Consider the following 14462-nt stretch of genomic DNA (forward strand, 5'->3'; position numbering starts at 1 on the left):
CGACGGCCTCGTCGCGGCGGGTGTCCAGGTGGTCCACGCCGACTTCTTCGACACCGTCCTGGCCCGGGTGCCGGGCCGCGCCTCCGAGGTGCTGGCCGCCGCCGCCGAGCGGGGGGTGAACCTGTGGAAGGTCGACGACGACCACGTGTCCATCGCCTGCGACGAGGCCACCACCGGGGACCACGTCGCGCTCGTCCTCGAGGCGTTCGGGGCAGATGTGGCCGACGTCGCGGACGCAGGCGAGTTGGAGGTCCTCGTCGACCCCGCCTACGGCGACCGGACCTCGCCGTTCCTCGAGCACGAGGCGTTCGTGAAGTACCGGACCGAGACCGCGATGCTGCGCTATCTGCGCGCCCTGGCAGACAAGGATCTCGCCCTGGACCGCACCATGATCCCGTTGGGGTCCTGCACCATGAAGCTCAACGCGACCACGGAGATGGAGCCCATCACGTGGCCCGAGTTCGCCGGGCTCCACCCGTTCGCGCCGGCCGAGCAGACCCGCGGCATCCGCCGGCTGGTGGCCGACGTCGAGCAGTGGCTCGTCGACATCACGGGCTACGCCGCGGTGAGCCTGCAGCCCAACGCGGGCAGCCAGGGCGAGTACGCGGGACTGTTGGCGATCCGGCAGTACCACCGCTCCCGCGGCGACGAGGACCGCAGGGTGTGCCTGATCCCGTCCTCGGCACACGGGACCAACGCCGCGTCCGCGGTGATGGCCGGGATGAAGGTCGTCGTCGTCGGCTGTCGGCCCAACGGTGACGTGGACGTCGACGACCTCAAGGAGAAGGTCGAGCGGCACGCTGCCGAGCTCTCGGCCATCATGATCACCTACCCGTCGACGCACGGGGTGTACGAGCACGACATCGAGCAGATCTGCGCGATCGTGCACGACGCGGGGGGTCAGGTCTACATCGACGGGGCCAACCTCAACGCCCTCGTGGGGGTCGCCCGGCCGGGGCGGTTCGGTGGCGATGTCAGCCACCTCAACCTGCACAAGACCTTCTGCATCCCCCACGGGGGCGGCGGTCCCGGGGTCGGCCCGGTCGCGGTGGCGGAGCACCTGCGTGAGTTCCTGCCAGGCCACCCGTACGAGGACGGTCTGGGCTCAGGCGCGGTGGTCTCGGCCGCGGCGTTCGGATCCGCGTCGATCCTCCCCATCACGTGGGCCTACGTCCGCATGATGGGCGCGGACGGACTGCGCCGCGCCACCCTCACGGCCATCGCGAGCGCCAACTACCTGGCCCGCCGTATCGGGCAGGACTTCCCGGTGCTGTACTCCGGGGACGGTGGGTGGGTCGCCCACGAGTGCATCCTCGATCTCCGGCCGCTCATCGACTCGGTGGGCATCTCGATCGACGACGTGGCCAAGAGACTGGCGGACTACGGATTCCACGCCCCCACGATGAGCTTCCCGGTCCCCAACACCCTGATGGTGGAGCCGACGGAGAGCGAGGACCTGGCCGAGTTGGACGCGTTCTGCGACGCGATGGCGGCGATCCGCGCCGAGATCGCCCGGGTCGAGGCGGGCGAGTGGACCGTGGAGGACAACCCGCTACGCGGGGCGCCCCACACCGCCGAGAGCGTCTCCGCGGATCAGTGGGATCACGCCTACCCCCGCAGCCTCGCGGGCTACCCGCTGGGGACGGTCTGGCGCCCGAAGGTCTGGCCCGCGGTTCGCCGGATCGACGGTGCCTACGGCGACCGCAACCTGGTGTGTTCGTGCCCTCCACTGGACGCGTTCGCCGAGGACTGAGTCGAGGCGCCCCGGGGGCCGGGCTGACGGGCGGCCCGGGGTGTCGTACCCGCGTGAGACCGTGCGGGCATGACGACGACCGGATCCCGTCCCATCCCGGACCTGCCCTCTGCGTGTCTCAGGTGGTGCCGCGCCCAGCCCCCGGCTCTCCTGGTGGCGGACGAATACGTGGAGATCGACCTCGACCTGTGGAACCTCAGGTTGGCCGAGCGCCGCGTCGACCTCCGCCTGGTCGCCGGTGGGCCGGACGGCGGCCGGGTCGAGACCGGTTCCGGATACCTCCGAAGGAGTGACCTGTGGGCGGCGGGTCGCCGGGCGCGCGGGAGCCTGGAGGAGTCGGTCATCGCGCTCTACATGTGCGCGGCCTGGCTCTCCGGTCACCCGCTGAGGTCAGGAGTGCGTCGGGGGCTCCCGGATTTCCGCGTGCCCGAGCGGGACCGGTCCGGGTGGCGTTCGATATCCTCCCACGGCTATCCCCTGGTCCTGCACGAGGTGGCGAACTGGCTGGACACGCCGGGGGAGGCGATGAACCTCCTGCGCAACGGTGCGCCACACGGCAGGGCCGGCAGGGGGGTGCCCGATCTCGGGTTCCCACTCGCGTCGCTCTACCTCTCGTCGCTGGGCATGGCGTGGTCGCAGCCGCACATCGTTCCCGTCGACCCGGCCGGAATCGGCACTCTCGTCCACGCCGGGTGGACGGAGATCGAGTCGATCGGCCGGATGACGCCTCGCAGGTACCAGTGGTACCTGGAGTTGATCTCCGCGTGGGCGGAGGAGGCCGCCGTGGACCCGCTCGTCGTGGAGATGTGGTTGGTGCGCGACTGGTACGAGCGACGCTCTCTGGTCGCCCCCACGGGGTCGTCCGCCCATTACCCACCGGGAGGTCGGCTGCGGTGAGTCCTTGACAGGGGCTAGGGTCCGGTTCATGGAACCGCAGCACATGACCGTCGATGTACCGGTCGGCACGCTCGACGTCCTGGACTGGTGTGCGATCGGAGCGGAGCGGGGGACCGTGCTGGCGTTGCACGGCTTCCCGGAGTCGCCCTGGGAGTGGGAGGCCGTCGCCGGGACGCTGACGCGGCAGGGCCTCCGGGTCGTCGCTCCGGCTCAGCGTGGCTATTCGGCCGGCGCCCGTCCGGAGGACGTCGGAGAGTACGCGATCGAGCACCTGAGTGCGGACGCACTCGCGGTCGTCGATCAGCTGGGTCTGGACTCCGTGCACGTCCTCGGCCACGACTGGGGGGCATCGGTCGCGTGGTGGCTCGCCGGCCACGATCCCGAGCGGGTGAGCAGCCTCACGGCTGTGTCCGTGCCCCACCTGACCGAGTTCGCCCGGGCTCTGGAGTCGGACCCGGACCAACGGGCACGGTCGGCGTACTTCGCACTGTTCCGACAGGCGGGGAAAGCCGAGGACGTCCTTCTTCAGGACGGGGCCCGGCGGTTGCGTGAGATGTTCGACGAGCACGTGTCGGAGGAGCTCGTGGCACGGCACCTCCACCTGGTCGGCTCCCGGGCAGGGCTGACGGGCGCGCTCAACTGGTACCGCGCGATGCGGCGGTACGACCTGCCGGACATATCGGTTCCCACGACCTATCTGTGGGGACGGGACGACCCGGCGATCGGGCGCACCGGTGCGGAGGCCACCGCCTCGCGGATGACCGGGGAGTACCGATTCGTTCCGTTGTCCGGCGTGGGGCACTGGATCCCGGAGCAGGCTCCCGACGTGGTGGCCGCGGAGGTCCTTGACCGGGTCAGCTCTGACGCAGCTCCCGCTTGAGGAGCTTTCCCGACTGGTTACGCGGCAGTTCGTCCACGAAGACCACGCGTTTGGGCACCTTGAACGGCGCGAGATGGGCGCGGGTGCCTTCGATGATCTCGGACTCGCTTGCGTGCGCGTCGCCTCTGAGCACCACCACCGCGGTGACGGCCTCGATCCACTTGGCGTCCGGCGTTCCGATCACCGCCACCTCTGCGACCCGGTCGTCCTTGTAGACCGCGTCCTCGACCTCCCGGGATGCCACCAGGACGCCACCGGTGTTGATGACGTCCTTGATCCGGTCCACGACCTCGATGAACCCCTCGGCGTCCCGCACCACGAGATCGCCGGAGTGGAACCATCCGTCGCGGAACGCCTCTGCCGTGGCCTCGGGCTTGTTCCAGTAGCCCCGGCACAACTGGGGAGAGCGGTAGACCACCTCGCCGCGGTCGCCGGCCGCGACCTCGGCACCGGTCTCGTCCACGACCCTGGCCTCGACGAAGAAGACGGGTCGGCCCGCGCTCGCGGGACGGGCGTCGTGTTCCTCGGGGCGCAGGACGCTGGCCAGCGGCCCGATCTCCGACTGCCCGAAGCAGTTGTAGAACCCGAGGTCGGGATACCTTCCCCGGAGCCGCTGGAGCACGGTCACCGGCATGATCGAGGCACCGTACTGTGCCTTGCGCAGACTCGACAGGTCGCGTGAGTCCAGATCGGGGTGTGAGGCCAGGGGTACCCAGACCGTCGGCGCGAGGAACAGCGAACCGATCCTGTCGACCTCGATCCGTCGCAGGATCTCCGGGATGTCCGGGGCCGCCATGAGGTGGACCGTCGCACCCAGGGACAGATAGGGGAGCGCGAAGACGTGCATCGCGGCCGAGTGGTAGAGGGGCATCGTCACCAGCGGCTCGTCGTCGGACGTGAAGTCGAGGGCGAGGATGCAGCTCACGTACTCGTGTACCAACGCCGAATGGGTCATCATCGCGCCCTTGGGGCGCGAGGTGGTCCCCGAGGTGTAGAGGAGTTGCGCCAGGTCGGTGCCGCTGGCCGGGGACTCCATCGCCGTGCACGCAGAGCCGTCGAGGGCGGACGCCAGGACGGTGCCGTCCGCGGGTTCCCCCGCGGGGGGCAGTAGCGCGAGGGACCGCACCCCGGGCAGGGTCTGGAGCACCTCGGTCAGGGTGGGCGCTTGCGCCGGGTCCACCAGGACAAGCGACGACCCCGAGTCGGTCAGCAGATACTCCAGCTCGCTCCCGGTCAGGGCGTAGTTGACGGGTACGTGGGTGAACCCGGCACGCGAGGTGGCGAGGAAGGCGATGAGGTAGGCATCGGAGTTGACGCCGTAGGCGGCCACCCGGGCCTTGTCCTCGAGGCCCAGGCCGGAGAGCATCGTCGCCACCCGGTCGACCGCCGAGTCCAGGGCCGCATAGGTCCACCGGCGGTCGGCGAAGGTCAGTGCCACCCGGTCCGGGAACCGGGCGGCCGAACGGCGCAGGACGGCATCGATCGTGCTGGAGCTCGCAGTGGAGCTCAGAGCGGAATTGACGGAGGGGCCCGTGGCGGAACCGGAGGCTCGAGGGGTGGTGGTCATCCGGTCAGCCTAGAGGCCGTCCGGTGCGGTCATGGTTCGGCTCTGATGATCCCCAACACCTCCGGGGGTACCGCCCCGCTGCTGTCCCGCGGGGTCCAGTGCTCGCTCGGGACCCACTGCGATCCGCAGCCGCGGCAGGCGAACACGGGCTCGCCGCGACGTTCCGCCGGGGTCCTGGTCCACTGGCACAGGTCCCGACACGAGCGGACCCGCAAGGGGACGTCATCGGGATCGGACCGGCGACCGGCGCGGAACGGGAGAGCACTGAACCTGGACATGTCTCCGCCGAGCATAGCCGGACAGCGGGTGGGTAGCCTGACCGCGGACCCGGGTGGACTGAGGAGGCGCACGTGAGCGAATGCCCCTGCGGGAGCCGGCGCGCTCTCGGAGCCTGCTGCGGTCCGCTCGTGGACGACGGTGTCCCCGCCGAGACCGCCGAGCAACTCATGAGATCCCGGTACACGGCCTTCGTCCTGGGTCGGGAGGATCATCTCTGGCGCACCTGGCATCCGCGGACGAGGCCGGCCCGTGTGGAGGCCGGAGACGTGGAGTGGACCGGGCTCACGATCCTCGACGTGGTGTCCGGTGGTTCCGACGACCGGATCGGGACCGTGGAGTTCGAGGCCCGCTACGTCGGGCCCGGCGGGCCTGCAGTCCTGCGCGAGCGGTCGGTGTTCGAGCGCCGAGGTGGTCGCTGGACCTATCTCGAGGGCACCGTGTCACCGGAGGGCACTGTTGCACCGGAGGGCTCTGCTCCTCCCGAGGGCCGGGGCCCTCTCGTGTCCTAGGAGGCCGCCGGGTCCTCCGGCTGGCGGGTCACGGTGACCGAACCGATGGTCCTCGGGGTGACCACGTCGATCCGTCCGATCCGGTGCCCCCGGGGCATCGTCCAGGCGACCATCCCGCGGATCTCCTCGCCGGGGAAGCTCAGGACCGACGGCACCAGGGGGTCCTCGATCGTTCCCGTGGGATTCTCGATCCGCTCGAAGGGCCTTCCCGCCGGGTCGAAGGCGGAGAAGTCCTCGGGGCCCAGTTCGGGCTGACCGGACGCCTGCACCACCCGGACGTCCACCACGACCACCGCGTCCGAGTACACGGTGGAGGGCACGATACGCAGGTCAGACAGTGTCAGGGTGGCGTCCCAGGCGTCACCGGCCACGGGGAACGGCCTGTCGAACTGCTGCGACGACGGCAGGGGACCCGACTGCTCGCCGGTCTGGACCGGGACGCCCACGGTGTCGTCGTCGCCGAACAGGGACGCCGGCGAGCAGGCCGGTGCGGACACGGCCGCGCTCACGATCACTGCGGCGAGGACGGCGCGACGCATTCTGGCGCTCCTGGGGCGAGGTCTCACACCGGGCACGTCCCGGCACGGTCCCAGATCTTACTGCTCCCGCGGTCGGTGGTCATCGGCGGCGCGCAGGTCACGCCATCGTCGGCCCGTGACCCGGTGCGCGAGATCGGAGTAGACGTCGTCGAGCTCGGCGGAGATCTCGGCCAGGTGGATCTTGAAGTTGACCGGGACGAACACCCTGTCGACGAACTCCGCCTCGGCGGAGATCGTCTCGCCGTCGAAGACGTACCGGCACCACAACGAGTCTCGGTTGAGGATCGCGACCTCGGCCTCCGCGGCCGCGGGGTCCTCCACGGACGACACGAGCGGGCTTCGCAACACCACGAGCGGAAGCGATCGGTGTGCACGGATGAACAGCAGCACGTATCCGGCGGGAACGGTGAACACGTCGTGCTCGTCGGGCGTGACCCGCCTCTGGTACACCTCTGACAGCACCGACTCCAGGGCCCTGGTCGCCTCGTCGGGGGTGGCGATCATCCGGGGACGGAAGTCGACATCCGCGGGCGCGGGGTCCTCGGAGCGGCCCGTCGACGGATCCTGCGGCTCGGACACAGACGGGTCCTGCGGCTCGGACACATCGTGGAGGAAGACCGGGTGGGGGATTCCGAAGACCCGCTCCATCGTGCCGGCGACGAGGTGCGCCACCTCCGGTGCACGATCGACCGGGAACGTCAGACCGAGTCCCGATTCCGTGGACGCTCCCGGCGCCCACCCGAGCGCGACGAGTTGCCGGAGCCGGACCGGCCCCAACGGTTCCGGCGAGTCCTCGGACCCCCCGCCGGAGACCTCTGCGTGGATGTTGCCGTCGCCGGCAGCGGTGAAACGCACGTACGGGGTCCGGGTGGACGGGGAGCCGAGCACGGGGACGGCCAGGTCGAAGGTCGCTCCCGGGACGAGGTCACGCAGGAGTTCGGCCAGGCGAGCCGCGAAGCGATCCCACCCGGCGGCGATCGACGTGTCCACGTCGAACTCGAAATCCGGCATGAGTGGCAGTCAACCACCGCGCAGCCGGGTGCGTCGGCACTTCGAGATGTCCGGTGGCGGCGATCAGATCCCCGACTCCGGACGGCCGGCCTGGTAGTCGGACCAGTATTCGTCAGAACCGTCGAAGCGCACGCGCACCCCGCCTCGGTGTTCGACGACCTCCGGTTGTACGGGTGTGATGGCGCGCTCGGAGGCCAGAGCAGCCGCGACGTCCGGGAACCCGGCGAGGACCCGGAGCTGGGTCCACGTCGGGGGCAGGAGCATGGACCGTCCGGACCGGAAGTCGGAGAGGAGGTCGACGGGACGGGCCCACATGGTCATGTCGACCTCGGTCGTGAGGTCGTCGGGTTCCTGCCCCTCCGGCAACGCGGCGAGGAAGAACCGTGTGTCATACCTCCGCGACTCCACCGTGGGCGTGATCCAGTGGTCGTAGGGTCGGAGTCTGCCCGCCGCGAGGGAGAGCCCCTCGTCGGCGAGGAACCGGCTGAAGGTCAGCCGGTGACTCTCCAGTTCCTCGCGACTCGAGTGGTATCGACCCGCGTCCGCGACCGGGGATCCGTCGGCGTGGTCGGCGAGGAGGACGCCACATTCCTCGAAGGTCTCCCTCGCGGCCGCACACACCAACCGGCGCGCCCGCGGTACGTCGCAGCCGAACCGCTCCGCCCACCACTCGGGCGCTTTCCCGGTCCACGCCAGCTCCGGATCATCGTCGCTGGCGTCCACACCCCCTCCCGGGAACACCGTCATGCCCCCGGCGAAGGCCATTCCCCGGACCCGGCGCGCCACGAACACCTCGGGTCCGCGCTCGGAGTCCCGTATCACCATCACCGTGGACGCGTCCTTGATCGGGCGGGTCACGGCGTGGGTATCGGTGTCGTTGCCCTCAGTCATGCGAACAAGTCTCACCCGGAGGGGTGCGGGGCCCGTCGTCGGGGTGGCCTGGGCGAGGGCGTCAGTGCGCGCGGTCCGGCGCGACCCGGTGGGCGAGTGCGCCGTGCAGGACCCGTTCGACATGCTCGCGCAGGTCGGCCCGGTGATCACGGCCCGGCGACCGATCGATCCCCGAACGAACGATGCACATGTAAAGGACATCGAAGACCGTCTGGGCGGGGCCGTCGAGGTCCGAGGCCTCCAGCGGGCCCGGGGAATGCCGGGCGAGGATCAGGCCGATGATCCCCCGGAGCTCCCGGAGGATGCGCTGCGCCTCCGCGCGATGGGGCCCGGGTTCCCCGAACACGGTCTCGCGATGATAGGCGACGATGTTCTCCGGCTGGTTCTCGAGTGCGGAGAACAGGGGGCCGCACAGCGCGACGAGGTCCTCGACCGGGTCGCCGGTGTCCGGGACGGTCTCGACCATGGCCCGGAACTCCTCATTGGCCACCATGCACAGGAGCTCGCCCTTCGACCGGGCGTACCGGAATAGCGTCCCGGTGCCGACCTCCGCCTGCTCGGCTACCTCCTGCGTGGTGACCGACGAGTACCCGTTGCGGAAGAACAGGTCTCGGGCGGCAGCGAGGATCCGACGCTGCTTGTCCGCCTTGTTCAGCTCCCGGCGTCCGGGCCCACGGTCGTCGCGGTTCAGGGTCACGAGAACCACTCCGTGGGCTTGCCCGCCACCAGGAGGAGGGAGAAGACCACCGCCACCACGACGAGGGTCACGATGAGGGCGACCACCGGGGACCGGAGCGCGAAGGCCAGGACGCGCTCGGCGGGGGAGTGAGGCTGTTCGCTCCCCGGCCCGAGTCGCCACCGACCGTCGAGGAGACCGCGGCGTTCGACGGACCTCTCGAACGGCACGGTGGCGTAGGGCACGACGGCGGAGAGCAGGCCCAGCAGACCTGTGCCCGCGGACCAGCGCTTGTCCGTCCACACCGCCACGGTCGCCACGGAGTAGCACAGGAACACGAAACCGTGGATGCTGCCACCGACCGTGGTGGCCCAGTCGAGCCCGAACCCGTACTTGCCGATCATCCCCAGGATGAGCAACGTCCAGGTGATCACCTCCGCGAACGCGAGCCTCTTGTACAGGATGCGGGGGGTCACAGATGTCCTCCAGGGGTCGTTCAGGGGTCGGTTCGGTGTTCGTCGGTCATCGTACGGACGCCGGATCCGCCGCCCGGTTCAGCCTCCCGGCTCGGTCACCCGGTGAGCGTCAGGGACGCGAAGCGGACCTCCCCCGCCTCGTCACTGGCGCCCAGGTCCACGACGGCCTCGACGGCCCAACCGTGGTCGTTCTCGGGATCGTCCAGGACCTGCCGGACCCTCCAGGTTCCCGGCTCCACCCCGTCGCCCGATTCGGCGACGGAGAACAGAGCGGGCCCACGTGCCGCGGGCCCGGTGCCGATCGCGTCGTACTCGTCCCAGTACGCGTCGATCTCGGTGTCCCAGTCGGGATGGTCGGGGACGTCGGCGTCGAGTCGGGCGAGCGTGTCGATGTCGTCCCGCGCCAACAGCTCGACCCGTCGGAACATCGCGTTGCGGACCATCACCCGGAACGCCCGCAGGTTGGCGGTGACGGGTCGGGTGCCGCCGGTCGACTGCCCGAATGCGAGCTCCGCCACCTGGTCCGGCGAGACCTCCGGGTCGGTGAGCAGCTCCCATTCGTCCAACAGGCTCGAGTCGACCTGGCGGACGAGTTCCCCGAGCCATTCCACCAGGTCATCGAACTCCTCGGTCCGACGCTCTGCGGGAACGGTCTGCCGTAGTGCCCGGTAGGCGTCGGTGAGATAGCGCAGGACGGAGCCCTCGGACCGGCTGAGACCGTATGCGGAGACCAGATCGGAGAACGTCATTCCCCGCTCGACCATCTCGCGGATCACGGACTTCGGCGACGGCTCGATCCCCGCGACCCACGGGTGACCGGCGCGGTAGGCGTCGTAGGCGTCGGCGAGGAGGTCCGCGAGGGGCGTGGGCCAGGTGATGTCCTCGACGAGCTCCATCCGCTCGGAGTACTCCACCCCCTCGGCCTTGAGGGCCCCGATCGCCTCACCTCGGGCGGCCCGCTGCTGTGCGTAGAGGATCGGGCGCGGGTCGTCGAGAACGGACTCGATCACCGAGACCAGGTCCAGGACCGGGGTGGGGGAGTCGGGGTCGAGAACCTCCATCGCGGCGATCGCGAACGGGGCGAGGGGCTGGTTGAGGGCGAAGTCCCGTTGTAGGTCCACGGTCAGTCGGACGTGCCGACCCTCGTCGTCCGGTTCCGTCATCCGCTCGACGATGCCCGCCGTCTCGAGCCCTCGGAAGAGCTCGATGGACCGCAGGACGTGCTGCCGTACGCGGGCCCTGGTCTCGTGTGAGGACAGCAGCAGATGCCGCATGTGGGTGTAGCAGCTCCCGGGCCGGGAGATCACGTTGAGCAGCATCGCGTTGTCGACCTCGAAGCGACTGGTCAGCTGCTCGGGCTGGGCACCGACGAGCTTGTCGAACGTGGAGCGGGACCAGTTGACGAATCCCTCCGGAGGCTTCTTCTTGGCGGACTTGCTCTTCTTCTTGGGGTTGGCGGCGGTCTTGGCTGCCGCCTTGGCGTTCTCGACCTCGTGCTCGGGTGCGAGCACCACCACCAGCCCCTCGGTGTCGAAGCCCGCGCGGCCCGCGCGGCCGGCGATCTGGTGGAACTCCCTGGCCTTGAGAACCCGCTGCCGGCGGCCGTCGAACTTGGTCAGGCCCGTGAACAGAACGGTCCGGATGGGGACGTTGATGCCGACGCCGAGGGTGTCGGTCCCACAGATGACGGTGAGCAACCCGTCCTGCGCGAGCCGTTCCACGAGGCGGCGGTACTTCGGGAGCATGCCCGCGTGGTGAACGCCGATCCCGTGCAGGAGCAGTTTGCGCAGGTTCCGACCGAAGGTGGTCGTGAACCTGAAGCCGCCGATCTGCTCGGCGATCGCGGCCTTGCGCTCCTTGGAGGACACGGCGACCGAGGTCAGCGCCTGCGCCTGTTCCAGGGCGGAGGCCTGGGTGAAGTGGACGATGTACACGGGGGCCTTGCCGTCGCGGAGCAGGAGTTCGACCGATTCGTGGACGCTCTGCAGCGCGTAGTCGAACGTCAGCGGGACCGGCCGCTCGGTTCCCCCGACGAGCGTGCACTCCCGGCCGGTGCGGGTGCGCAGGTCGTCGATCAGCCAGTCGACGTCCCCGAGAGTGGCGGACATGAGGAGGAACTGCGTGTCGGGGAGTTCGATGAGCGGCACCTGCCAGGCCCAGCCCCGGTCGGGTTCGGAGTAGTAGTGGAACTCGTCCATCACCACCTGGCCGATGTCGGCATCGGCGCCCTCCCTCAGCGCGATGTTGGCGACGATCTCCGCGGTGGCACAGACGATCGGCGCATCGGCGTTGACGGAGGCGTCACCGGTGAGCATTCCCACGTTCTCCGCGCCGAACACCGCGCACAGGGAGAAGAACTTCTCGCTGACGAGTGCCTTGATCGGCGCGGTGTAGTAGCTCCGCGCCCCCCTGGCCATCGCGGAGAAGTGCGCGCCCAGCGCGACCAGGGACTTTCCCGATCCGGTCGGGGTGGCCAGGACGACGTGGCTCCCCGCCGCCACCTCGAGGACCGCCTCCTCCTGGGCCGGATAGAGGGTCAGGCCCTGGGCGTCGGCCCATGCCACGAAGGCGTCGAAGACCGCCTCCTCCAGGAGATCGGAGGGGACGTCGTCCAGGTCGGCGAGGAGTTCGGGCAGGTGCACCAGACCGAGCCTAGCCGCCGGGCCGACACCGCCCTCCCGTGCTACTGGGCGCCAGGCCCGTCCTCGCCGGTCTGTTCCGCGAGGAACCGCTCGAACTCCGCGCCGATCTCGTCTCCGGACGGGAGGGGGGTGCCGCCGGGATTCAGCGAGTCGGAACCGTGGCGGCTCTCCATGAACGCGTCGTACTGCTTCTCCATCAGCTCCACGGCCGTCCGGATCTCCGGGCTTTCGGCGATCTGGGCGGTGACCTGTGCGGTGAAGTCCGCAGCCGCGGACTCGAGCTCACCCGACGGCAACTCGAGCTGGGAGATCTGTGCGATGTTCCCGACCAGATTGAGGACCGCCGCGGGGTAGGCGGTCTGTGACAGGTACTGGGGGACGTGGACGGTGAAGCCCGCGGACGGGATCCCGTGCTCCGCCATGCGGAGCTCCAGCAGGGCGCTCACATTCCCCGGGACGGAGAACTCCCCGGGCCAGGCGGTGAACCCACGGATGAGGTCCACGTCACTGGCGTGCGCGCTCGCCTGGGTGGGGCGGGTGTGCGGCACCCCGAGGGGGATCGCACCGAGGCCGATCGACATCCGGGCCCCGAACGACCCGGCGAGGTCGATCACGGACTCGGTGAACCCGTCCCACCTCAGGTCCGGTTCGAGACCGGAGAGCAGGAGGAAGGGCGTCCCGTCCGCATCCTTGACCGCGTGCATCTGGATGGTCGGTTCGGAGTACCCGGCGAAATGGTCGAAGGAGTACCGCACCGGCGGTCGACGCGAGCGGTAGTCGACCAGTTTGTCCGCGTCGAACTCCACGATCAGCTGAGAGTCCAGGCTCCCCTTGAGGTGTTCCGTGACACCCTGAATCGCCTGGCCTGCGTCGGAGAAGCCCTCCAACGCGTGCACCAGCACCGGGCCCTGTCCGGATTCCGACCGCAGATCGGGGACGGGCTCGATCAGTCGGTACAGATCGCTGTGCCTGGCCATGTCGACTCCTCTCGTCGCAACACCCCGAATCGTCCGGTCCGGTCCGAATAGGTCGTCCCACCGGGACGGGGTTTCACCTCTGTGCCAACGACAGCGGGCCGCAGATGATTCCCCAACAGTTCCCGTACTCCTCAGCGGTCCGTTCAGGGCCGGTTCGCGGGCGTCCGACGTCGGCGCGTTGTCCGAAGGTTGATCCGGTGCACCGGCACCCACGGTTCGCCCCGACGGCGGAGCGGCGTGAGACGAGGAGACGGGTGGACGACGATGACGGGGAACGGACGGATCGGTGGAGACGGGATGGATGGCACTCCGACGGTGGTGATCACCTCCCCTGAGGAGCTCATCGCGTCAATACCGTCGATGTTGGGCTTCCCGCCGGGCACCGGATCGGTGGTGATCGTGTGTGGACGGACCGCCGGAGGCCGCGCCGGTCCGGTCGTCAGGATGGATGTCGACGGTCTGCTCGGAAGTGATCGGGACGAGCTCTCCGTGCGGGACGAGTTCCCGCCGATGACGGTCGACGACGGCCCGGCGCGCGGGTTGGCACGGTTCTGCGCTCGAGAGGGAGTGACGGGCGTTCATCTGGTGGTGGTCCACGAGGACTGTGCGGACGGGGAGACCGCCGGACTCCTGGCGGAGGACGTCGCCGCGGCGTTCGAGTACTGGCTGGGGTTGTCCGGAACGCAGGTCGTCGGTGCGTACGGGGTCGGCGAGTTCGCACACGGTTCACCGTGGGTCGACCTGTTCGGCATGGTCCGGGGCACGCAGGTGGACCCTGACTCGACGGAGATCGCGGCGGTCCACGCGTTCGACGGCCGGATCCGGGCAGGGTCTCGGGACGAGATCGAGGACCTGTATCTGGAGCGTGATGACGACGCGTGTGACGACGACCCGCACGGCAGCGGACCGGTCAGGCTCGGTGGGTCCCACGAGGTGGACCGAGCGGTGCAGGCACACGAGGACGCGGTCCGGAGCCTGGAGGTGGGGGAGGAGCTCGACGAGGACGTCCTGGCGGGGATCGGACGAGCCCTGCTGGACATCGCGGTGCGGGACGAGGTGTACAGGCGTCTGGCCCAGCGGGGTCTGGGCGATCAGGACGGTCGTCGTCTGCTCTGGTGGTTGCTCGCTCGCCGCAGGCCCGGCCGCGAACGCTCGGTGGCACTGCTGTTGCTGGGAGCCGCGGCGTACTTCGCCGGTGGCGGCGTGCACGCCCGGGCCGCTCTCGAGGCCGCGGTGTCCGCGGATCCGGCGAACTCGCTGGCGCGTCTACTGCTCCATGGTCTGGAGCAGGGGCTCGCACCGGAGCGGCTCCGCCGGGTGGCCGCGGCCTGAGGGGCTACCGCCTGGCGACGATGTCCGGGAACG

Annotated in this window: 12 protein-coding genes and 1 pseudogene; 5 read left to right on the top strand and 8 right to left on the bottom strand. The window is 69.8% G+C overall.

The window, feature by feature from the left end; all coding sequences use genetic code 11:
* From G6026_RS02550 to G6026_RS02560, 3 genes and pseudogenes are all read left to right on the top strand, one after another.
* Positions 1 to 1753 (top strand): annotated as a pseudogene (locus G6026_RS02550) (beta-eliminating lyase-related protein); the annotation flags it as partial.
* A 69-nt stretch (positions 1754 to 1822) separates the two neighbouring features.
* Complete coding sequence (locus G6026_RS02555) at positions 1823 to 2650, top strand: hypothetical protein (RefSeq protein ID WP_182612177.1); 828 nt, start codon at positions 1823 to 1825, stop codon at positions 2648 to 2650.
* Positions 2651 to 2678: 28 nt separating this feature from the next.
* Positions 2679 to 3530 (top strand): alpha/beta hydrolase, encoded by an 852-nt coding sequence (locus G6026_RS02560; RefSeq protein WP_182612178.1) that lies wholly within the window; start codon positions 2679 to 2681, stop codon positions 3528 to 3530.
* Here the strand turns inward: G6026_RS02560 and G6026_RS02565 are convergent.
* Positions 3505 to 5097 (bottom strand): fatty acyl-CoA synthetase, encoded by a 1593-nt coding sequence (locus tag G6026_RS02565; RefSeq protein WP_241725887.1) that lies wholly within the window; start codon positions 5095 to 5097, stop codon positions 3505 to 3507. The two genes, G6026_RS02560 and G6026_RS02565, sit on opposite strands and share 26 nt — an antisense overlap.
* Positions 5098 to 5447: 350 nt before the next feature.
* On the opposite strand from G6026_RS02565, the gene G6026_RS02570 reads away from it, so the two are divergent.
* On the top strand, positions 5448 to 5885 hold the full coding sequence (locus G6026_RS02570) for a YchJ family metal-binding protein (protein ID WP_347238052.1): 438 nt from the start codon (positions 5448 to 5450) through the stop codon (positions 5883 to 5885).
* Here G6026_RS02570 and G6026_RS02575 read toward each other — a convergent pair.
* The 7 genes from G6026_RS02575 to G6026_RS02605 all read right to left on the bottom strand — a co-directional run bounded on the left by G6026_RS02575 (position 5882) and on the right by G6026_RS02605 (position 13097).
* A complete protein-coding gene (locus tag G6026_RS02575) occupies positions 5882 to 6424 on the bottom strand; it encodes a hypothetical protein (protein WP_182612179.1) in 543 nt (180 codons plus the stop codon). The two genes, G6026_RS02570 and G6026_RS02575, sit on opposite strands and share 4 nt — an antisense overlap.
* Before the next feature lie 57 nt (positions 6425 to 6481).
* Positions 6482 to 7435, bottom strand: coding sequence for a hypothetical protein (locus G6026_RS02580; protein WP_182612180.1), 954 nt, complete (start codon positions 7433 to 7435; stop codon positions 6482 to 6484).
* Positions 7436 to 7498: 63 nt separating this feature from the next.
* Positions 7499 to 8326 (bottom strand): NUDIX hydrolase, encoded by an 828-nt coding sequence (locus G6026_RS02585; RefSeq protein ID WP_182612181.1) that lies wholly within the window; start codon positions 8324 to 8326, stop codon positions 7499 to 7501.
* 61 nt (positions 8327 to 8387) lie between these two features.
* A complete protein-coding gene (locus tag G6026_RS02590; RefSeq protein WP_231750548.1) occupies positions 8388 to 9023 on the bottom strand; it encodes a TetR/AcrR family transcriptional regulator in 636 nt (211 codons plus the stop codon).
* Positions 9020 to 9478, bottom strand: coding sequence for a DUF3817 domain-containing protein (locus tag G6026_RS02595; RefSeq protein WP_182612182.1), 459 nt, complete (start codon positions 9476 to 9478; stop codon positions 9020 to 9022). The genes G6026_RS02590 and G6026_RS02595 overlap by 4 nt, the downstream gene beginning before the upstream one ends.
* Positions 9479 to 9573: 95 nt before the next feature.
* Positions 9574 to 12120 carry a DUF3516 domain-containing protein gene (locus G6026_RS02600; RefSeq protein WP_182612183.1) on the bottom strand — a complete coding sequence of 849 codons (2547 nt, stop codon included), beginning with the start codon at positions 12118 to 12120 and terminating at the stop codon, positions 9574 to 9576.
* Positions 12121 to 12161: 41 nt separating this feature from the next.
* Complete coding sequence (locus tag G6026_RS02605; protein WP_107756386.1) at positions 12162 to 13097, bottom strand: PAC2 family protein; 936 nt, start codon at positions 13095 to 13097, stop codon at positions 12162 to 12164.
* 264 nt (positions 13098 to 13361) lie between these two features.
* Here G6026_RS02605 and G6026_RS02610 point away from each other — a divergent pair, with 264 nt between their 5' ends.
* Entirely contained in the window at positions 13362 to 14429 is a 1068-nt protein-coding gene (locus tag G6026_RS02610; protein ID WP_182612184.1) for a DUF4192 domain-containing protein, read from the top strand.
* Positions 14430 to 14462 lie beyond the last annotated feature (33 nt).

Source organism: Dietzia sp. DQ11-38-2 (assembly GCF_014145055.1).
Classification (GTDB): Bacteria; Actinomycetota; Actinomycetes; order Mycobacteriales; family Mycobacteriaceae; genus Dietzia.